General features: G+C 64.6%; 19 protein-coding genes and 1 pseudogene. 3 read left to right on the forward strand and 17 right to left on the reverse strand.

Annotation, left to right across the window (positions count from 1 at the left end; genetic code table 11):
* Nucleotide 1: 1 nt before the first annotated feature.
* The 9 genes from ON26_RS09725 to ON26_RS09765 are packed head-to-tail and all read right to left on the reverse strand — an operon-like array spanning nt 2 to nt 5,987.
* Nucleotides 2-1,714 carry a replication initiator gene (locus tag ON26_RS09725; RefSeq protein WP_040795707.1) on the reverse strand — a complete coding sequence of 571 codons (1,713 nt, stop codon included), beginning with the start codon at nt 1,712-1,714 and terminating at the stop codon, nt 2-4.
* Nucleotides 1,711-2,352, reverse strand: coding sequence for a hypothetical protein (locus ON26_RS09730; protein WP_051026881.1), 642 nt, complete (start codon nt 2,350-2,352; stop codon nt 1,711-1,713). The genes ON26_RS09725 and ON26_RS09730 overlap by 4 nt, the downstream gene beginning before the upstream one ends.
* A complete protein-coding gene (locus tag ON26_RS09735) occupies nt 2,349-2,537 on the reverse strand; it encodes a hypothetical protein (RefSeq protein WP_040795708.1) in 189 nt (62 codons plus the stop codon). The genes ON26_RS09730 and ON26_RS09735 overlap by 4 nt, the downstream gene beginning before the upstream one ends.
* Nucleotides 2,538-2,568: 31 nt before the next feature.
* Nucleotides 2,569-2,850 (reverse strand): hypothetical protein, encoded by a 282-nt coding sequence (locus tag ON26_RS09740; protein ID WP_040795709.1) that lies wholly within the window; start codon nt 2,848-2,850, stop codon nt 2,569-2,571.
* Complete coding sequence (locus ON26_RS09745; protein WP_051026882.1) at nt 2,847-4,166, reverse strand: FtsK/SpoIIIE domain-containing protein; 1,320 nt, start codon at nt 4,164-4,166, stop codon at nt 2,847-2,849. The genes ON26_RS09740 and ON26_RS09745 overlap by 4 nt, the downstream gene beginning before the upstream one ends.
* Nucleotides 4,166-4,417, reverse strand: a complete 252-nt coding sequence (locus ON26_RS09750; RefSeq protein ID WP_040795710.1) for a hypothetical protein — start codon at nt 4,415-4,417, stop codon at nt 4,166-4,168. Before ON26_RS09750 ends, ON26_RS09745 begins: the two co-directional genes overlap by 1 nt.
* A gap of 1 nt (nt 4,418) precedes the next feature.
* On the reverse strand, nt 4,419-5,078 hold the full coding sequence (locus ON26_RS31550) for a DUF2637 domain-containing protein (protein WP_083883996.1): 660 nt from the start codon (nt 5,076-5,078) through the stop codon (nt 4,419-4,421).
* 28 nt (nt 5,079-5,106) lie between these two features.
* Nucleotides 5,107-5,547: a hypothetical protein gene (locus ON26_RS09760; protein ID WP_040795711.1), complete on the reverse strand. Its 441-nt coding sequence runs from the start codon at nt 5,545-5,547 to the stop codon at nt 5,107-5,109.
* 2 nt (nt 5,548-5,549) lie between these two features.
* A complete protein-coding gene (locus tag ON26_RS09765) occupies nt 5,550-5,987 on the reverse strand; it encodes a hypothetical protein (protein ID WP_040795712.1) in 438 nt (145 codons plus the stop codon).
* 147 nt (nt 5,988-6,134) lie between these two features.
* Between ON26_RS09765 and ON26_RS09770 the strand changes: the two genes are divergently transcribed.
* Both ON26_RS09770 and ON26_RS09775 read left to right on the forward strand, forming a co-directional pair.
* Nucleotides 6,135-6,896, forward strand: coding sequence for a DUF5919 domain-containing protein (locus tag ON26_RS09770; protein WP_040795713.1), 762 nt, complete (start codon nt 6,135-6,137; stop codon nt 6,894-6,896).
* Nucleotides 6,893-7,360, forward strand: coding sequence for an NUDIX hydrolase (locus ON26_RS09775; protein ID WP_040795714.1), 468 nt, complete (start codon nt 6,893-6,895; stop codon nt 7,358-7,360). Before ON26_RS09770 ends, ON26_RS09775 begins: the two co-directional genes overlap by 4 nt.
* On the opposite strand, the gene ON26_RS09780 is transcribed toward ON26_RS09775, so the two are convergent.
* The 3 genes from ON26_RS09780 to ON26_RS09790 form a co-directional block, all read right to left on the reverse strand.
* Nucleotides 7,348-7,887, reverse strand: coding sequence for an HD domain-containing protein (locus ON26_RS09780; protein WP_083883978.1), 540 nt, complete (start codon nt 7,885-7,887; stop codon nt 7,348-7,350). The genes ON26_RS09775 and ON26_RS09780 overlap by 13 nt on opposite strands.
* A gap of 270 nt (nt 7,888-8,157) precedes the next feature.
* Entirely contained in the window at nt 8,158-9,519 is a 1,362-nt protein-coding gene (locus ON26_RS33245; protein WP_157171843.1) for a hypothetical protein, read from the reverse strand.
* 846 nt (nt 9,520-10,365) lie between these two features.
* Nucleotides 10,366-11,037, reverse strand: coding sequence for a site-specific integrase (locus tag ON26_RS09790; protein ID WP_051026884.1), 672 nt, complete (start codon nt 11,035-11,037; stop codon nt 10,366-10,368).
* Between the two features lie 86 nt (nt 11,038-11,123).
* Between ON26_RS09790 and ON26_RS32210 the strand changes: the two are divergent.
* A pseudogene (locus ON26_RS32210) lies at nt 11,124-12,258 on the forward strand (IS3 family transposase).
* Between the two features lie 275 nt (nt 12,259-12,533).
* Here the strand turns inward: ON26_RS32210 and ON26_RS09805 are convergent.
* The 5 genes from ON26_RS09805 to ON26_RS09825 form a co-directional block, all read right to left on the reverse strand.
* Complete coding sequence (locus ON26_RS09805; protein WP_040795717.1) at nt 12,534-14,006, reverse strand: NAD(P)/FAD-dependent oxidoreductase; 1,473 nt, start codon at nt 14,004-14,006, stop codon at nt 12,534-12,536.
* 128 nt (nt 14,007-14,134) lie between these two features.
* A complete protein-coding gene (locus tag ON26_RS09810; RefSeq protein WP_040795718.1) occupies nt 14,135-15,301 on the reverse strand; it encodes an epoxide hydrolase family protein in 1,167 nt (388 codons plus the stop codon).
* A 403-nt stretch (nt 15,302-15,704) separates the two neighbouring features.
* Nucleotides 15,705-16,640 carry a DUF7064 domain-containing protein gene (locus ON26_RS09815; RefSeq protein WP_040795719.1) on the reverse strand — a complete coding sequence of 312 codons (936 nt, stop codon included), beginning with the start codon at nt 16,638-16,640 and terminating at the stop codon, nt 15,705-15,707.
* A gap of 81 nt (nt 16,641-16,721) precedes the next feature.
* On the reverse strand, nt 16,722-17,237 hold the full coding sequence (locus tag ON26_RS09820; RefSeq protein ID WP_040795720.1) for a hypothetical protein: 516 nt from the start codon (nt 17,235-17,237) through the stop codon (nt 16,722-16,724).
* Nucleotides 17,237-18,457, reverse strand: a complete 1,221-nt coding sequence (locus ON26_RS09825) for a phosphotransferase family protein (protein WP_040795721.1) — start codon at nt 18,455-18,457, stop codon at nt 17,237-17,239. Before ON26_RS09825 ends, ON26_RS09820 begins: the two co-directional genes overlap by 1 nt.
* Nucleotides 18,458-18,459: the final 2 nt, after the last annotated feature.

The raw sequence follows: 18,459 nt of genomic DNA on the forward strand, positions 1-18,459 counted from the left end.
CCTACGCCGCTTCCCGAACTTCCGAATGTTGTTGCGCTGCTACAGGTCCCGCCGCAAGTAGGGCGCGGGTGTATTCCGCTCGCCAGGTCGTGCGCTGGGCGATGGCGGCGAGGATCACGTGGTCGCGCGGCGGTGCCGAATGGTCGCCGGGCTCGACCGGTTTGATCACCCAATGCGAGGTATCCGGCTTGACGATCCCCGCCTGCGCGAGCAGTTGCCGAACAAAATCCGTCCGATCGGCCTTGTGATCCGGAAGCGTCTTGCCCGACCAGCGACGCGAGACCAACACCCGGCGACCGGGCAAGCCCAACGTGTCCCGGCGATGTGCCTTGCCCTTGCACCGGCCCGGAATAGTCTTATCGCTGGCGCCCTTCGGCACGATCCCGTAGCGCAGCCACACCGGGCACTTCGGCGAGCACGGAGTGTGCTGCAACTCCGCGTGCAGCCGGTCGTAGTGCGCGGCCGTGCGAGCCGAGTCGGTCTCCAAGACTTCACTGATCGACTTGGTGAGGTACTTGGTGACGTACCCGATCGCCCGGTCGGCCTTCTCGCCGGAGATGTAGCCCTTCATGTCGCCGGGGTCCATCCGTTCCCCGAACCGCACGGTGTAGGCCGGTTCGAGGTCGTCCACCGAGTCGAGGACATCGAGGGCTTCGTCCCACGTGGTCAACGGCTTGCCGGTGTCCGGGTCCACGAACGTCAAAGCCTTGTAGTCCCAGACCGGCATCTTCTCGCCCGAGTAGCGTTCGTCCTGTGGGTCGAAGTACGGCCACCACACCTGGTGGTAGGTCGCCGCGGTCACCATCCGCAGAATCTCGCGCGAGATGGCACCGCGCAGCAGCAGATGCAGGTGCGGGGCACCACGACGCTGCGGTTCGACGGTGGCGAAGTACTGCACGTCATAGCCGACGACGCGGCGCAGGTTCTGAATCCATCGATCGACCAGCTTGGAGAAGAACACGATGTCGCGGGCAGCGCTGGCGTAGTCATACGACTCGGGGTCCCGTGGGGAGCCATCGCCGCAGACCTTGCCGTCTTTGTCGGTGGCGCCGTCGCGGTTCATCGGCCCGTAGGAGGGCATGGTCAGGGTGACCATCATCGAGGACCGGTAGCCGCCGATCACCTTGCCGACCGTGGTCTTGGCGACCTTCTTACGCGGCAGGTTGGGCACGTCCTGGCGGCGTTTGGTCGATCGCACCCGCCGAGCTCGCGGCGTCGGGTCCAGGGCAGGGAGCGGGCCACGGAACCCGGACTCGCGGAGTTTGGTATCGGTGTCGGCGACGAGCTGGGCGAGTTCAGCGGCCAACTCGTCGTCGGAGTCCTCCCGGGCAGCCCTGTAATCAGCCACCAGATCGGCGCGATAGGCGAGCAGCTCGGTCTGCTTCTCGGACGGTTCGCGGGTCTCGTCCACCGGTTCGGTCTCGGCGTGCCAGCCCTCGCGGCATTGGGTCATCCGCAGCCAGCGGGCTTTGTCCGCGCACGGTTTGCACACGCTGGCGACGGTGGATTTGCAGGGCGAGCCGACGTAGGAGACTTTGCCGGTGTCGGGGTCGAAGGCGCGCATGGTGATCGGCCGGGTGCAGACGCCGAACTTCTCGGCGGTGGCCTGGGCGACGTCGGTGAAGTCCGGGAGTGCGCGACGCTGGGCGGCGGTCTGCCGGGCCGGTACCGCAGCCGGTTCGGGCGCGGTGGGTTCGGTGGCTTCGGTGGTCATGCGGCGTCCTTCATCCAGTTCGTCCCGTCCACGATCTGGGGCAGGTCGACGGGTTCGGCGAGGGCATCGTGGTAGCGAAAGTTCAGTTCGAGCAGACCAGGACCGGTGACGCAGACCCGGCACTCTTCGGCGCCGAAGGCGTGGGCGAGCTGCTCGGCGCGGCGGGTGTAGTCGTCGGGGCCGTGGCCGGCCACCATCCGAAGCCGAACGATGTCGTCGGCCTCGCCGATCCGCACGTCCAGCAGCCGCGGGACCCGCACCTGGTCACCGTCGACGACCACCAGTTGGCAGGCGGTGAGCAGACGCGCCCAACGACGTCGGTAGCGGAACAGGGCCAGCCAGCGGGCACGGGCACGAGCGGTCACCCAGCGGTCGAAGGTCTGCGGACTCCGCAGCCGCCACAGAGCCAGACCCGCCACAGCGAGACCCACCACCCCGAGCCCGGCCGACGGATGCACCAGCATCCCGGCGAGCACGGCCAGGACGAGCGGGACCGAGATCATCGGGAACAGCACCGCCCACCACGCTGCCATCCAGAGAGCGACCAGGATGCCGCCGCCGAGGTGGAGCACGGCCAGGCCGAGCACGTCGAGCGGGTCACGCCCCGTCGTGGTGATGGTCGTGGTTGTGGTGGTCATGCCGCGTACCCGCCATCACCGTCGCCGAACTCGTCGTAGCCGTTACCGGCGGGCCAGGCCATTACAGTGCCGGTCTCGGCCAGGACGTGGACCGCGACGGTGATCGGGTCCAGGCCGCGGGCTTCGAGCTGGCAGCGGCGTCGGGCGGCCAGGTCGATCACGTTGGAGTCGTAGCTGTTGCTCATGGGCTTCTCCTCGAGGAGGGGGCGAACAGGTTCAGGGGTGGTCGAGGACGTGGCGGCCGCAGTTGGCGCAGTCACCATCCGCGGCAGGGTCGTGGCCGCGGATCTCGCATTCGGCGAACAGGCGGCAGTCGATGCACTCGACGCCTTCGCTGGTGTGGTGCCAACCGGTGATGTCAGCGACCTCGGTCAGGTAGCGGCGGGCCTGGTCGATGCTGTCGAAGCAGATCGACTCCCCATCGCGATCGGTGCAGCAGTCCCCGCAGGTCTGGCAGTAGATGACCACATGGGTTTCGGTGACGAATCCGCGCTTCATGCCGCCGCCCCCGCATTACCGAACGAGTCGCCGTCGCCGAGGTCGTCGGGGTCGAAATCGCTGTAGTCCTCGGCCGGACCGACGATTTCGGGGGCAGGGGAGTAGGCGGTCACGATGGCGTCGGCTGCGGCGTCGGAGACCCAGAACGCCCGCACCCGCACGAAGTCGGTGGTGCCGTCCTCACCGACATAGCCGACACCGGGGGTGTGTTCGCTGATCCGGTCGCAGCGGGCACCACGGTCACGGGCGCCTTGGCCGTGGACCATCGCCACCTGAGTCGGTTCATCGAGGCGCAGGCCGATGCGGATGGGAAACAGTTGCCGGTTCGGCATCGTCTCCTTGGACGGGTCCTGCAACGCCGCGAGCATCGACACCCCGGCCGCCCGGCCCTGCGACAGGATCACACCGGTGAGGCGCCGGAACTCCTGTTGCTCGTCGCGTTCGGCGTAGGCCGACAGGGACGCGGCTTCGTCCACGACGATCAGCACCAGCGGCTCATCCGGGGTGGGGACGTGCTTGCGGATGCCGTGGGCGCGCATGAACGCCAGCCGTTCCCGCAGCACCTCGACGGCTTCCCGCAGCATGGCCAGGATCGAATCGGTGTCGGTGGCGAAGCGGACGAACAACCGGCCTTCCCCGCGCCCGAACTCGACCCCGCCTTTCGGGTCGGCCATCCACACATCCACCAGACCGTCACGGATCGCGGGGCCGAGCCCGCCCAGGATCGACCAGATGACCGAGCCTTTGCCGGAACCGGTGGCCCCGGCGAGCAGGATGTGCCCGTAGAGGACGCGCAGCCGCCACAGGTCGTGTGCTTCGGTGATCCCGACCGGCACCGCCTCCAGATCCACCCGATGACCGCCACCGAAGGGAGCCGGGGCGGGAGCGGCGAGGGTGTCGACGGTGCGGACGTGCAGGCGCACCCAGCTCGGTTCCGGAGACGAGGCGGTGACCTCCGGAACGGCGAAGTAGGTGGCGAACTGGGCCAAGGTTTCGTCCTTGGACCAGTCGGCGAAGGACTGCCCGCCCAACATCATGAGTTCGACGTCCAGGCCGTGATCGGTGAAGTCGTAGCGCTCCACGTAGGGGAAGCCACCGTCGAGAGAGCCGAGGCCGAGGGCGGCGAACATCAGGTTCGTCTGTGCCGGGTCGGCCAGGATGTAGACCGCGGTCCGCAACCCGGCCGGGGCGGCATCGGCGAGGGATTCAGCGGTCACCTGGCGGGGCCGGTCGTCTCCGGCCCAACGCATCCACGCCATGCCACCAGTCGCGGCGACAGCGGTGGCGGCGGTGAAAAGGGTTGTCAGCGTGGACATCACAACCCCAACCGCGACAGATCCACCGGCGGGGTGTCCGGGCCGTAGTCGGCCAACGCCGCCCCGAGGACGGAGACCAGTTGCACGGCCTGGGCGTAGTCCATGCCGAGGCTCAGGTTCTCGCCCCAGTTCACCGCGACCAGCGTCGCTGAAAGCTTCTGCCGTCCCTCCGCGCTGTAGTGGACGCCCGGACTGATCCGGACCTGGGGTTCGTGGTCGGCGAGGGTGAACGAACTGATGTGAATCGACATCTCAACCTCCAACAGGCAAAGCGATCGGCAGCATGTCTTGGGCCGGTCGCGAGGAACGAACAGGCTTGACCGGCACCACCCGCGAAGCAACAGCCACCGGGATCGGCTCGGTCACCGACTCCGGCGCCGACTGCTGTTCGGGCGCAGGCTCGGGTTCGGGTTCTCTGGTCGGCACTGGCACCGGCTCCGGCGCGGGCAGATCGGCCGGCACTTCGGGCACCGACTCCACCGGCACAGAGACCGGGACGGGTTCGGGCACCGGCTCCGGGGGTGGCTTGTGGTTGGCGACCCGGAACAGCACCGCCAACCCGTGGGTATCGGCGAGCAGGGATATCGGGGCGATCGCCGCCACGATGGCCGAGGCCCACGCCGGGAGCGGTTGGCCGTTGGCCACCGCGTGAAGGCTGTTCCCGGCGACCGAAACCGCAGAGCCGACGACCAAGACAGCGAGGAAGAACCGCCGTTCCCGGCCGGGGCACACCAGCACGCCGAAGGTGGCGAGCAGGATCGTGCCGTCCACGATCAGCGGGAACAACCACGCGTCCTGGGCCGGGATGTGGGCGAGGACGGCGAGGTCTTTGAGGGTGGAGTACGACAGCCGGAACGCTGCCGCACCCACCCCGACGATGATGGCTGCGGCGGACCAACGCGCGTAACGCATCGCCGCCGCCTGGCCCGCCGCACCCATATCAGGCCACCACGTACAGGAAGGAGAACAGGTCCGCAGCGACACCGAGCTGATGTGACGCCAGGCCGTGAGCCTCGGTGGCGATCCTCAGCCGCCCGGCGGCCAGATGGGCCGTGGACTGCACCAGATCCCAGGTGCCATCCGGTGCGCGATGAGCGAATCGTGTGCTGTAGGTCGACTGGTCGCCCAGGTTCACGGCGTAGAACGACAACCTCCCCAGCACATCGACAGACGTCTCGCCCGCTTTGGCGAGGGCTGCGAACAGGTGGCCAGCGGCGGCCGGGTCGTCCAGGACCGACCTGGTGCCTGCGGTGCCCTGGGCCAGGTACTGCCACAGGTAGGCGATGGCCTGTCCAGCGGCGACCATTGCGGCATCGTCACCGGACTCGACGGTGTCGGCGGGAAACAGATCCCGCACAGCGGCTACGCGATCGACCGACATGATCACGCCGCCTTACCGGTCGCAGCAGTGCCCTTGGCGCCGGAGTTGTCGCCCTTGATCCCGGTCGCCCGCACCGTCCAGCCGATCGACTTGAACTCACCCGAACCGGCGATCTTCGGCTTGACCATCAAGCCCTCCAGCTCGATCGGGGTCATGCCCGGCACGATCTCCGGGGCCGCGGGCACCGGCTGGTACTCGGCCACGAAGATCACGTCGAAGCTGGCGTTCTTCGCGTTCGCCGCGGTCGGATCGGTGACGGTGCCCTTCCACAGCCGCTTGCCCGTGCCGTTGCCCTCGAAGTCGATGTCCAGCTTCTGCACCTTCGGTGCGTTGCGGTCCCGGCTGAACTCGGTCACCGGCTCGATGTCACCCAGCAGGAACAGGCCCTTCGGGAACGCCTCGTGGAAGTCCGGGCGGAACCATGCATCCTTCAACGCCATCTCAATCACTCCTTGAAGTAGGCCGAATCACTTGATGGCCAGTACTTTCCGGGAATTCCGGCGACACCAGGACTACATAGATGGACATCTAGGGACGTCCTACGTACTCTAGAGACGTCCCTAGTGGTCACTGTGATCGGAGATGAGATGGCGAACGAGCGACTGCGCGAAGCGCTGCTGAGGAACGGGCTCGACCTCGGTCACGTTGCCGAAGTGACCGGCGTCGATCAGAAGACCGTCGAACGCTGGATCACGAAGGGGCGAGTCCCGTACCCGCGCCACCGGCATGCAGTCGCCGCGATGGTGAAAGAGACCGAGCGCTACCTGTGGCCCGATGCTGTCGCGCCTGAGCGGCGTGAGGCGATTGCCGAATCGGAAGTCGTCAAGGTCTACCCGCACCGGCATTCCGTGCCGGGTGACTTGTGGCTTCGCTTGCTGTCCAACGCGAACGACCGGATCGAGGTCTTGGTTTTGGCCGGCCTCTTCCTCGCGGAAGACCCGTCATTCGCCAAGCTGATCCGTCAGAAGGCGGCAGCCGGAACCTCGATCCGGTTCCTGTTCGGGAACCCGGCTGCCGACGAAGTCGCCAAGCGCAGCAGCGAAGAGCGCCTGGCCGAGGGCACCGTTTCGGCGCGGATCAGGAACGCGCTGGCGCTGGTCGAACCGTTGGCCGGTATCGACGGCGTCGAGCTGCGCTACCACGACACGACCCTGTACAACTCGGTATTCCGGTTCGATGACGAGATGATCGTGAACATGCACGTCTACGGCCAGCCCGGCGCTTACGCCCCCGCGATGCACTTGCGGCGATTGGCGGGCGGGGATCTGTTCGACACCTACCTGACCAGCTTCGAACAGGTCTGGTCGCAGGCGGTACCGAAGGCTGTGATCGAGGGCGGCGCAGCATGAGGACCGACTACCTCAACGATCCCGACGCACCACCCGCGAACAGTCTCAAGGTCGCGGTCAGCGCCTTCGTCCAGGACGAGGCCGGTCGAATCCTAATGATCCACCGCACCGACAACGACCTGTTCTCGCTGCCGGGCGGCGGTATGGAGGTGGGCGAAACGGTGGCCGAAGCCGTCGTCCGCGAAGTTGCCGAAGAAACTGGCATCGACGTACGTCCCACCGAAGTGATCGGCATCTTCTCCGATCCCGGCCACGTCATCGCCTACACCGATGGTGAAGTTCGCCAAGAGTTCTCGATCTGCTTCGCAGCAGAACCGATCGGCGGGGCACCGCGGACGAGCTCGGAGTCGAAAGCCGTTCAATGGGTCGCCCCCGACGAACTGGGCGATCTGCATATCCACCCGTCTATGCGTCAGAGGATCGACCGCGGCCTCCAAGCGCCTGGCCGGACCTACTTCACCTGAGCGCGGAGCCGGTCGTCGGTGCGTTGCGCCACCGCGCGGATGATCGGTTCGGCCTCGCGGATCGACCGAGCCACAACATGTTCGGGGCCGTACCGGCGATAGATGTCGGCCAGCCGATCGTCCACGGTGGTAGTCACCCCGTCTGCTGTGGTTGTCATATCCGCCCACCACAGCGCATCCCTCAACGGAGTCTGCTCGTCCTCCCAGTCGATCGCCAGCTCGCGATTGCGTGCCTCGATACAAGCGCACGAATGGTTCGCCACCAGCGCGCACAGCCGCTCAGACGCGCCGATCGACTCGAGGAAGACGGCACCATCGATGGGATGAAAACCGGTTCGCACCAGACCGGGGGAGTATCCGATGTCATGCAACCACCCGGCCGCCACCAGTAGCTCCGCGTCATCCACTACCGGCCCCGCTAGGGCTGCACGACCCGCTACGCCCTCCACATGCCGCAGGCGACGCGGCAACACGGTCAGGTGCGCACGAGCAGTCTCCGCTGCCCAGCTAACGAGGTCCACAGCCATGACACAACCGTATCGACCGCATCCGACGAGTGCTTCAACTGCCGAATTCCGCCATACAGGATCAAGGCGCACCGACGGCGCTGCGCGCCGCCGCCGCGCTACGACGCGCAGCGCGACTCCCAAACAGCACGGTCGCCGCGGCGCGTCGGTCGCGTCGGCGGCGCGCTGCACCGACCACCGCCTCTGCAAAGCCGGTCCGCCAGTCAAGCCCTGTACTTGCGCCCCGGGCTCCATAGGCTGCCGCACGAGCTTCGCTCGCTTGCCTCCGAGCTACTCGGCGCGGGGCAAACTCGCATCTCCGAGGTCGTTGGGCTGGGCAAACATGTAATCGGTATCCGCAGGCTCACCAGGCAACGCTGCCGCGTAAGCGCGAACGCCCTCGAAGATCGGCCAGTTCTGCCAAGAGTCGACGTTCAACTCCTCCGATGCCAGCAATTCGGTTGCCAGGTCATGAGCTTCCTCATTCGCGTCAAGCAGGGCCAGCTTTACGAGGCGGGAAAGATCGTCTTCGACTTCCCAGCTTTCTACTTCCGCTCTTACGCTTTCGCCATCGTTGAGCTTCTTGCGGGCGATCCAGTAATTTACTTGAACCGGGATGCGCCAACTTTCATCGATAGGAAACTTCAAATGCCACTCGTTCACATTCTTGACAACTTCATACTCGCCTCTAATTAGAAGGCTGAACTCAACGTCAAGCAGATCTGAATCTATGACATATTTGTCGTCTACGGATGCGAGCTTTCGGGCCGTTGCTCCGCAAAGTTTGACGCCTGCGGCCGTGAGGGTGTCGATTGTCTCGCGGAGGTAGTCAGCGCTTACATGTAGCTGCACCCCCTTTGAGGGCGGATTTTCAATTCCTGACACTTTATCCAAGTAGGCATCATTTACAATGCCTCCTGCGTGCACGAGGAGGTGGCGTCTTTGAAAAATCTCCACAAGCTGCAGCGGAAGATCTGTGACACCTGGAACGCTTACCCCGATCTCGGTGAACCATTTCATCCACTTTTGCAGACCGCCCCTCAATAGTTCATCAGCCTTGTCCTCCGCGCACCAGGCGCGAAATTCGTCCAACGACTCGAATGGGTCGATCTGCTGCATGGTGTACTGCCTTCCTCCACGACGCAAGATCTCTGGCTTCACCCGCAGCGCCCCCTTGATGGTAGACGCTACCAAGATCTCAAACTCGCTGACTGCGCTCATAAGCAGCGAATCACGCAGGATGCGACTTCCTCTCCGTCGCATAGATACGGCATTCCATACAGTTCCATAGTATGAGAAATACTTCGGACGGCCGGTCAGCTCAAATAATTGCTTGCGCAAGTCTTTCATATTTCGAGCCCGAACATCCCTTATAGCCTCTTCGCTTGCTCCTTCATCGAGCAGACGCGCCCTTTCGGCAATGAGAGTTCTCATGCTTTTTCGTGCAATGCTTGCCGCCTTGCGATGCTGCTCTTCAGGGTCGCTGGGATACCGCCGCATCGCCTCGATTGTGAACCGCTCTTCGAAACTGGTGAGTCGAGACGAATTCATAGCAATAAACTCGTCCAACTCTCGTGTTGCATGCATGGACTCCACAAATATGCGCACAGGAACGACAAAGAGATCGTTTAGCTGAGCTTGAGTATCCGTCACGACTCACAACAGTACCCGATTCAACCCCACTGCGGGCAGCTTAAGAATCTGGGGCTGCAACTCGGTTGCCTCATGGGCATCCCATCAATCCTTGTAGATCATTCAGATGATAGAACTCAGGGTTGATCAGTGCTTTAATGTAAGTTTCTCGATATAGTCAGTAGACCTGCGCTCCCCCGAAGAGTTCGCACTCGAATCGAGCTACTGAGAGCAAGCTGTTCGTACCATTTTGCGCGGCCTTCGGCCACGTGGCCCTACTGCGTGGTGGCCTGCATTTTGTTCCCGCGCCCCTCCAACCTCAAGAGCGCCGAGGGCGTCCCTACGGGATGGGCTTCGCCCACTCTTGACCCCGGAGCCTCTACGCGAGAAGGGCAGGCCATAAGGGGCAGGCGCAGCAGCCCGCCATTGGGCGCAGGCCACCACCCAGCAGGGCCAACCGTGGTCCAGTCGTCCGGGCTGGTGACACCGGAGTGACACAACAACCCCGGACAGACCCGGATCGAGGCAGACCGAATCGCCAAGTCGCCACAGCTCACCGACCGACCCGGTACAGCCCCGACAGGGCCTTACCTGCCTCCGGAGCAGAAGTTCGGAACCGTAGTTTTGGGGACCAGTTGGGGACCGCACGTTGTGCTCAGGCATGAACGCCCGGAGGTCTGACGGTCGCAGATGCGAAGAAGCAACGCGCGTGACGTGCACGGATGATTCGTCACCCTTCCTGGGGGTCAAGTGGTCGCAGGTTCAAATCCTGTCAGCCCGACAGCGAAAACCCCTTCCGACCTTGGTCGGAAGGGGTTTTCTGTTTCCGCGACACGCCGGGAGATTCGACCCGAGCCAGTCAAAATCTCATACTTTCGGCCCTTCGCCACGCGCCCAGGCCTCCAGAACCGCCCGGTTGTCGGGCACCGTCTCGGGGACATCGATGTAGTGGGTCTTGGCGACCTCACGGGTGTTGCCCAGCTGGCGGGCGGCGCGCTCGGGATCCCCGGAGGCGTGGTCGACGGCGGTGGCCACGCCTTTGCGGAAGGTGCGTGGGGTGACCCAGGCGAAGTTCTCCCCGCGGGCCGCGCGCCAAGTGCGCCCGAAGTTGTTCGGGTTGCGCACCGACCCGTTACGCGCCGGGAACAACAGACCCATCGGGTTGGGCTGCCCGAACACCTCGAGATCCTTGATCGCCTCCCGCAGCGAGACCACCGTGTAGTCCGGGAGCAGGATGCGCCGCCACCCGTTGTCGGTCTTCGGTGCGGGCTTGCGCACCCACCCGCCGGCCCCGGCGCCCTTGACTTCGATCAGGGTGCCGGTGACATCGAGATAGGGATCGGTGGCGTCCAGGTCGATGTCGTCGAGCAGGACGGCGAACACCTCGTGCGGGCGCATGCCGGTGCCGGTGATCAGATCGACCACCCACACCACCGTCCAGTCCCGTGCCGGTCCGCTGGTGTAGGCCGGGGTGCCGGGGACGGCCTCGCCCCGCGCCCAGGCGCGCACCTGAGCCCGGAACTCCGGCAACGCACTCATGTCCGTGACTGGATCCCTGTAGGCAGGTCCACCGGTTGTGAGAGTTCTGATGCACCAGAATGGGTGCAGAAGGAGACGATCACACGATGGCACGACGTCGGCATACGCCCGAGCAGATCATCCGCAAGCTGCGTGAGGGTGAAAAACTGTTGGGGCAGCAGTTCTCGGTCGAGGAGGTGTGCAAGCACCTCGAGGTGTCCGAGGGGACCTGGCATCGCTGGCAGAGCCAGTACGGCGGGATGAAAGCCGATGACGCCAAACGGCTCAAAGAGCTCGAGCGGGAGAATGCCCGGTTGAAGAAAATGGTCGCCGAGCAGGCCCTGGACATCGACATGCTCAAGGAGATTTCCCGGGGAAACTACTGAGCCCGGATCGGCGCCGCAAGGCCGTTGTGGTGTTGCGGGAACGGTTCGGGGTCTCCGAACGACGTGCTTGCCGGGTGGTGGGGCAGTCACGTTCGGTGCAGCGCCGCCCGGTCACGGTCACCGAGACCGAGCGGGTGTTGCGGGAGCGGTTGCGGTCGATCTTGCGCAGCCATCGGCGGTGGGGGTGGCGCAAGGCGCACGCGATATGCCGTGGTGAGGGTTTGGTAGTCAATCGCGAACGTACGCAGCGGCTTTGGCGTGAGGCAGGGTTGAAACGCCCCGCCAGGACACGTAAGAAGCGCCGAATCGGGGCCGGTCGCCACCAGCGGCTGCGGGCGTCGTTTCCCGATCAGATGTGGGCGTTGGATTTCCAGGTCGATGTCACCACCGACGGCCGGCAGATCCGGTTCCTCAACATCATCGACGAGTTCACCCGCGAAGCACTCGCGGTCAAGGCATTCCGATCATGCACCGCTGATGCGCTGACCAGGGTGCTCGACGAGGTCATCGCGACCACCGGCCGCAGACCGGTCTATATCCGGATGGACAACGGCACCGAGATGACTGCCCACGCCATGACCGACTGGTGCCGGTTCACCGGTGTCGATCCCGCATTCATCGACCCCGGATCGCCCTGGCAGAACGGACTTGCGAGTCGTTCAACGGCCGATTCCGCGACGAATTCCTCACCTGCGAGACCTTCAGCTGCTTGACCGAAGCCCAAGTCCTTGCCGAGGACTGGCGTATCGAGTACAACACATATCGGCCACACGGATCGCTGGACTTCCTCACCCCCACGGCGTTCCGTCAGCAATGGTCACCGACCGAGTTCAACCAACCACTGAAACTCGCATGATCGGTGGACCCGCCAACGGGGCCCAGTCAGTTGACACAGTGCGAGCAGAGCTCGAATCTGATGCGGGGTGTCGTGCGGCTGACCTCAGCGGCGAGGTGGAAGTCGGCGCCCGCTGAGTACGAGTGCGACCGCGGGCAGCATCCGCTGAAGAAGACCTGCGGATCCCCACTCGCTCTGGTGTTTGCTGAGTGGGGCTATCGACGGCTGAGCGCGTGTCGCTCGAGTGCAACCGTCGCGCAGGTTCTCGATGGTCCGATCCCGCGACTGTCTCGGGATCAATCGCGCGCTGCAGTAGCTGCCGCCGCGGGCTGCGTCGGGTTCACCGTCGCCGACTGCTCGGCCGCCTCACGCGGGTCCGGACCCAGCGACCATCCGGCGTTCTCGGTCGCAGTGGGACGTGTCGACCGGAATCCGTCGATGAGGCGGTGCCGGCGCAGGGAGATTTCCTGCGGGATCTCCCGCGCTGCCTCCACCAGAATGCTCCATTTGTCGGCGTTCGGCCCGCGGAGCGCGTCGACCAGACCACGCGCCATCCGGGAGGGGCCCAGAGTTTTCTCGATCGGTCGCGCTCGGTTGAACGTATCCGAGATGCCGGGCTCTTCACTGCCCTCGAATGTGGCGAGTACAGAGCGAACCAGGGGAGTCGTTGCAACGGGCCGTGTCTCCCGGTTACCCCAGTGATACGTCGACACCGTGTCCTTGTCGCGATTGTGTTCCCATCGGCGCAGGGCGAGATCGAGCTTCTCCGGGTCGTCGATCGTGTCGGCGGCAGCCTCGCCGAGCAGGCGCCCGTGCCGGAGTGCATCACGTATTCCGTTGCCCGTCACGGGATCCTTGAAATGTCCGGCGTCGCCGACGAGCGCCCAACCCGGACCGCTCGACCGCCGGTAGAACGATGCCAGATCGTCGGTCGTCCGGAGCTTGCTCATGTTGGTGGCGTCGCCGATCCGCGCCCGCAGGTTGGGATCCTGCTCGATCTTCGCCGACCACATGCCTTCCGGATCCTGACGAAACGCCGGAATCTCTCGCGCATCGCACATGTGCACGACCACCGACCGGCCGGCCGGGCACGAGGGAAGAACGAGGGCCATGTTGTTGTGTGCCCGATAGATTTCGAACGCGGTCTGTCCTGCTGCGCCGACGGGGTCGTCGACATACCGGAAGGCGAAACCCCGACCGTTCTTCGAGCCTCGGTACGGGGTCCACTCGCCCACTTCCGCCGCCACCCGGGACCTGCGTCCGTCGGCGCCGATCACCAGCTTGGCGTGGATCTCGTGTTCGCTTTTCCCGGAGCGGTAACGAACGCCGATCACGCGATCACCGCGCCGCACCAGCCTGTCGACCATGCACCGCTCCCGGACGTCGGCTCCGGCCTCGCGAGCCGATTCGACGAGGATCACGTCGAGTTGGTCTCGGGGAACGCACAGTCCGTAGTCGATGCCACCGAAGGTCCGGTAACGCTCACGGATCGCGAGGTCGCCGTCGTACACCGCGAAGTAGCGTGGCTGCGCCGGTCCGAGGGCGAGAATCTTCGGCAACGCTCCCATGCGCTGGAATTCCCGGACTCCGTTGGGCACAACAGCATGGGTCGACATCGTGTCGGAGGGAAAGCGCGCCTTGTCCAGCACGACGACCCGCATGCCTGCACGGGCGAGCGCCACCGCGGTCGCCGTGCCGGCACACCGGGCGCCGACTATCACGACATCGACCTCTTCGACGGCAGCAGCCGGTTCAACTCTTGAGCTCACAATTCCATTCCTGACCTCGATCAGTACGCATTCCGGTCACGGACGGGTTCTGTTCCGGTGGAATACGTTGTCTCACTGGAAAACTGCCGGACGGTAGTACACGGCAGCATTGACGGAAACGCGCTGCTTCAGCCGACCAGCGCCCGAACCGACCGACGAAGGTCCTCGACAAAGATCTCGGGCCGTTCGAACGCCAGGAAATGTCCGCCTCGCTCGGCCACGCTGTAGCGTCGGAGATCGCTGAAGCGGGTGCGGGCTTCACGTTCCGAGATCTGGAAGATGTCCAGGGCGCGGGTGTAGGTGACCGGGCAGTCGATCGGCGGGATGTCGGTGAACAGCGCCGCGAACGCCTCGTAGTACATCCGGGCCGACGAGGTGCCGGTTCGCGTGGTCCAGTAGACCATGATGTTGTCGAGCAGTCGATCACGGCCGACCACGTCCTCGAAACTGCCGTCGGAGTCCACCCAGGACGCGAACTTGTCCACGATCCACGCGGCCTGCCCGACCGGTGAATCGTCGAGCGAGTACCCGATGGTCTGCGGTCGGGTCGACTGGATCACCGCGTAACCGTTGTCGCCCTGGAAGTACGCGCCTTGCCGGGCGTGGAACTCCGACTCTTCCGCATTCGGCTCGAAGTCGTAGTTCTCGGGGTTGGCGAAGGCGAGGTTGAGGCACAGACCGAGCAGCCGGTCGGTCGTCTCGATCTGCCCGAGCGACATGGCGATGGCGGCGCCCCAGTCGGTGCCGTTGACGACGTACCGGTCGTAACCCAGTCGACGGACGAGTTCCGAGATGGCCCCGGCCATGCGGGGCACATTCCACTCCGATTCCTTCGGGGCGCCACTGAAGCCGAAGCCGGGTAGCGAGGGCACGATCACGTGCATGGCGTCGTCTGCGCTCCCGCCGAATGCCGTGGGATTGCGCAGCGGTTCGATCACGTCGAGGAACTCGACGAACGATCCCGGCCATCCGTGAGTCAGGACGATCGGTGTCGCGTCGGGGTGCACCGACGGAGCGTGGATGAAGTGGATGTCGAGGCCGTCGATCTCGGTGAGGTAGTGGTCGAATTCGTTGAGGCGGGCCTCCCGCGCCTTCCAGTCGTACGTGGTCGCCCAGTACTCGCACAGGGACTTCATGTACGCGAGGGGCGGTCCCTGCTGCCATCCATCGACGAGTTCCCGGTCCGGCCAGCGGGTGGCCGTCAGCCGCCGCCGGAGTTCGGTCAACTCGTCGGTGTCCACGTCGATGCGGAACGGCCGGACGGCCTGCGCGGTGTCGATGGTGACCTCTGTCATGTCATCTCCTCGGATTGTGTGTCTCGGAATCTCGGCGACAAGATCTGCGGCCGATGGGCTGTCGTGCTCTACTCGGCACGTCGGGCGCGCGAACGCGACGGCCTTGGGGGATCGGGCGTCGTCCTGTCGCGGCGATGTGCACAGCCTGGCAGCTGTGACCCGTGTCGCACATCCCCCACGTAACGGAAAAGCGTGCCCGTTGGGGGGACTGCCTATCCCCGGGGGCCTGCATCGGTGGCGTACAGGACTGTCGCGAACTCGATCGGACTTTGTGTGCTCGTGAGCCGGTTCGGCTTTCTCCGAGCAGATGCGTTCTCTCGCAACGAGACAGAACGAGTTCGGGGCCGCCGGCAGATGCCGACGACCCCGAACGTGTGCTGGTGAGACCGAGCTGCGTCTCAGGTCACCGCGCTCCGTACTCCGTCACATAACTGTGTGCGAAGTCGAAGTAGTTCTTGTTCCAACAGAATTCCGCCCATCCGGTGCCGGCATCGCCGTCCACGGTGACCTGCAGCGCAGCCTCGTTGAGATAGACGTTCGGGTCCCACGCGCCGAGCTGGATACTGGCGAACGTCTCGGACTCCATGATCGTCTTGCGACCCTCGGAGTCGACGATATCTGCCCGGATGCTCTGCTGCATCATCGTCGGGTCGAAGGCGACGCTGTACTCCACCGACTGAACATGAGCGAGGGTCTCGTCTCGGTAGACGTAGCCGTGCTGATGGACTCGGCCGAAGGACTGCATCTGGAAAAGGTGTACCGAACAGTTCGAGGTGACCGCATGAATCCACTTGTGGTGCTGGTTCAGCCCCCAGACCCTCGGTCCCCACGAATGGTCTCGGATGAGGAAGCCTTCATGACTCAGCTGTCGGCCGTCGACGGTCAGATCGGCAGTGAAGCGACCGTGCTGCTCGGTACGATCATCGCCGTAGTACGGCGGGTTTCCCGCCGGATGCATGCTGAACGCATAGGGCGGATGCAACGCCTCGTAACGGCCTTGCAGGCGAATCCGGTCGCCTTTCCAGTTCAGGTCGACGCTCTGGTGCGGCTGGCGCACCGCCATCTCGAGCGGGCCGACTCGCCAGTCCGAAAAGTCCATGTCGGCGACGAGCGGTTCTTCGATTTCTTCGGTGACGGGCTCGGGAAGCGAGGGGCCGAACAGATAGGCACGCCCCTTCGCGTCTCCGTGTGCGCGCATTGTCGGGTAGACGAATCCGGCAATGCCGTGCTCGGGCATCAACAACATGTGAGCGAGAGACTCACGTCCGTCGTCGCGGAGCTTGTGTCGATACGCGTGCTCCGTGGGGAAGTTGTGGGCCAGTTTTGTCAGTTCGTTCATTCTGTTCCAATCCTCATTCCTGGTCCGGCGAGGCGTCCGATGCGCCAGAGATTTCTTCGCGGACCGGTAGAGATGCCAGGGTTATCGGGGTTCGGTCAGCAACGTCGAGAGCGGAGGTAACGTCGCCGGTCCTTCGAAGCCGTGGCCCTGATAAGCCGAGCGCAGCAGTGGCGTTTCTCGGGCGACCGCATCGAGCACGGACCTGCTGACGGCCCGCTGTTCCTCCGCGCTGCCGCTCTCGTACACGCTGTCGACGTGTGCCGCCAGTGCGGTGCGTAGCTCTCGCACGCCGGCCACGAGGTCGCGTGGGTCCGCGCCTGCGCGAGCCAGGATGTCCTTCGCGGTTCGGATCGCGTTGTCGACTACCGGTGAGGTCGAGGTCTCGGCAGCTTCGGACGCCGCGTCGACGAGGCTCGACAGCTCGGCCCGATCGAACGCGAACTCCCACGGAAGCCATTCGAGGGCGTTCGACAGCATGCCGACAACCAGTTGGGCCTGCTCATTCGCCAGTTGGTCGTCCGCGGGCAGCGCGGGAATGACGACTCGGGTCATCGCTTCGATCGCGGTGCGGAGACGGAGCTCGGAACGGAGTTGCATCAGATCACTTCCTCGAGATTCGAACGGAGTTCTTCCAGGAGGACGCCTTCGGTGCCGATGATCCAGGCGACCAGGACGTCCTGGTGGGTCTTACGGTTCGCGCTGATCCGATACGCGGTGCCGAGACTGATGATGACGGTCTTGAGGCAGTTGAAGATCTTCCAGAACTGCAGTGACTTCGGGATCACGGGTAATCCCGACGCCTCCGAGTACTCGCGGAGGAACTGTTCCTCGGGCATCAGTCCGCTCACCAGGAAATTCCCGTTTTCGTCGTCGCTGCCGAACATCCGATTGACGGTGTAGGCGAGGTCCTCGTGCCGGTCGCCGATGTGACCGCCCTCCCAGTCGAGGATCGCGGTCATCGTCGTGTCGGCCTCGGTGAACAGATAGTTCCCGGTCCGATAGTCGGCGTGCACGACACTGAGCCGATCGATCTCGGGAAGATTCCGCCGTAGCCACGCAAAAGCCAGACGGACCAGCGGAACCTCGTAGTCCGAGTCTTCCTGCCATACCCGATCCCACGCGTTGATCTGGGCGGAGAGGACGTCGACGGGATCGGTCGGCCGCTCGAAGCTCCGCAGGCAGGGATCATCGACGTCGTGATTGTGGATGGTCGCGAGATGCCGGATGAACTGCTCTCCCAGCGTCTTCCGCAGTGTCGGGCCGAGCGTGGCCTTGAGGCCGGAGACGCTTTTCGCCCCATCGGTGGGTTTCGTCACGCCGGGCACGAAGCCGGACACGAGTGCAGGATATGGCAAGTGTTCGGCCGCGTCGTCGAGCCAGTAGACCTCGGGCACCGGGACGACGCCTCGGAAGGCCTTCAGCAGTTCGAACTCGCGACGCCGGCTGGTTTCCTGGATGGATGCCGCAGGATCCATTCGGAGCACCATAGGAGTGCGCGTCTTCACCCCGTCGTCGTCGGTCCAGGACAGTTCGAAGTAGACCTGCACTTTCGAGGCGCCGCCCGCGAGCCATCGCGGGTTGTCCACGCCGTGGAATCGGTTTCCCAGTTCGGCCGAAAGCAGGGAATGCAGGCCGGCTTCGAGATCCGCGAACGTCGGCCAGTTGAACGGGCCGTCGGCGCGCCGCTCGAGTTTCCGTGTCAGTACCCGCTCGATCTCCGGCTCGGTGGGGAGTCGGCGCGACAGATCGCTCATCCATTCGCGAGTCGGGAAATTTTTATCCACAACCTCCGGGGGAGCGGTCAGCGGTGGTTGCATCT

The sequence above is a fragment of the Nocardia higoensis NBRC 100133 genome, from assembly GCF_000308595.1.
In the GTDB taxonomy this organism is placed as follows: Bacteria; Actinomycetota; Actinomycetes; order Mycobacteriales; family Mycobacteriaceae; genus Nocardia; species Nocardia higoensis.

What these genes read in the sequence shown, in the direction of transcription:
- ON26_RS09725 (WP_040795707.1), bottom strand. Translation starts at nt 1,714, where the DNA reads ATGACCACCGAAGCCACCGAACCCACCGCGCCCGAACCGGCTGCGGTA.
- ON26_RS09730 (WP_051026881.1), bottom strand. Translation starts at nt 2,352, where the DNA reads ATGACCACCACAACCACGACCATCACCACGACGGGGCGTGACCCGCTC.
- ON26_RS09735 (WP_040795708.1), bottom strand. Translation starts at nt 2,537, where the DNA reads ATGAGCAACAGCTACGACTCCAACGTGATCGACCTGGCCGCCCGACGC.
- ON26_RS09740 (WP_040795709.1), bottom strand. Translation starts at nt 2,850, where the DNA reads ATGAAGCGCGGATTCGTCACCGAAACCCATGTGGTCATCTACTGCCAG.
- ON26_RS09745 (WP_051026882.1), bottom strand. Translation starts at nt 4,166, where the DNA reads ATGTCCACGCTGACAACCCTTTTCACCGCCGCCACCGCTGTCGCCGCG.
- ON26_RS09750 (WP_040795710.1), bottom strand. Translation starts at nt 4,417, where the DNA reads ATGTCGATTCACATCAGTTCGTTCACCCTCGCCGACCACGAACCCCAG.
- ON26_RS31550 (WP_083883996.1), bottom strand. Translation starts at nt 5,078, where the DNA reads ATGCGTTACGCGCGTTGGTCCGCCGCAGCCATCATCGTCGGGGTGGGT.
- ON26_RS09760 (WP_040795711.1), bottom strand. Translation starts at nt 5,547, where the DNA reads ATGTCGGTCGATCGCGTAGCCGCTGTGCGGGATCTGTTTCCCGCCGAC.
- ON26_RS09765 (WP_040795712.1), bottom strand. Translation starts at nt 5,987, where the DNA reads ATGGCGTTGAAGGATGCATGGTTCCGCCCGGACTTCCACGAGGCGTTC.
- ON26_RS09770 (WP_040795713.1), top strand. Translation starts at nt 6,135, where the DNA reads ATGGCGAACGAGCGACTGCGCGAAGCGCTGCTGAGGAACGGGCTCGAC.
- ON26_RS09775 (WP_040795714.1), top strand. Translation starts at nt 6,893, where the DNA reads ATGAGGACCGACTACCTCAACGATCCCGACGCACCACCCGCGAACAGT.
- ON26_RS09780 (WP_083883978.1), bottom strand. Translation starts at nt 7,887, where the DNA reads ATGGCTGTGGACCTCGTTAGCTGGGCAGCGGAGACTGCTCGTGCGCAC.
- ON26_RS09790 (WP_051026884.1), bottom strand. Translation starts at nt 11,037, where the DNA reads ATGAGTGCGTTGCCGGAGTTCCGGGCTCAGGTGCGCGCCTGGGCGCGG.
- ON26_RS09810 (WP_040795718.1), bottom strand. Translation starts at nt 15,301, where the DNA reads ATGACAGAGGTCACCATCGACACCGCGCAGGCCGTCCGGCCGTTCCGC.
- ON26_RS09815 (WP_040795719.1), bottom strand. Translation starts at nt 16,640, where the DNA reads ATGAACGAACTGACAAAACTGGCCCACAACTTCCCCACGGAGCACGCG.
- ON26_RS09820 (WP_040795720.1), bottom strand. Translation starts at nt 17,237, where the DNA reads ATGCAACTCCGTTCCGAGCTCCGTCTCCGCACCGCGATCGAAGCGATG.
- ON26_RS09825 (WP_040795721.1), bottom strand. Translation starts at nt 18,457, where the DNA reads ATGCAACCACCGCTGACCGCTCCCCCGGAGGTTGTGGATAAAAATTTC.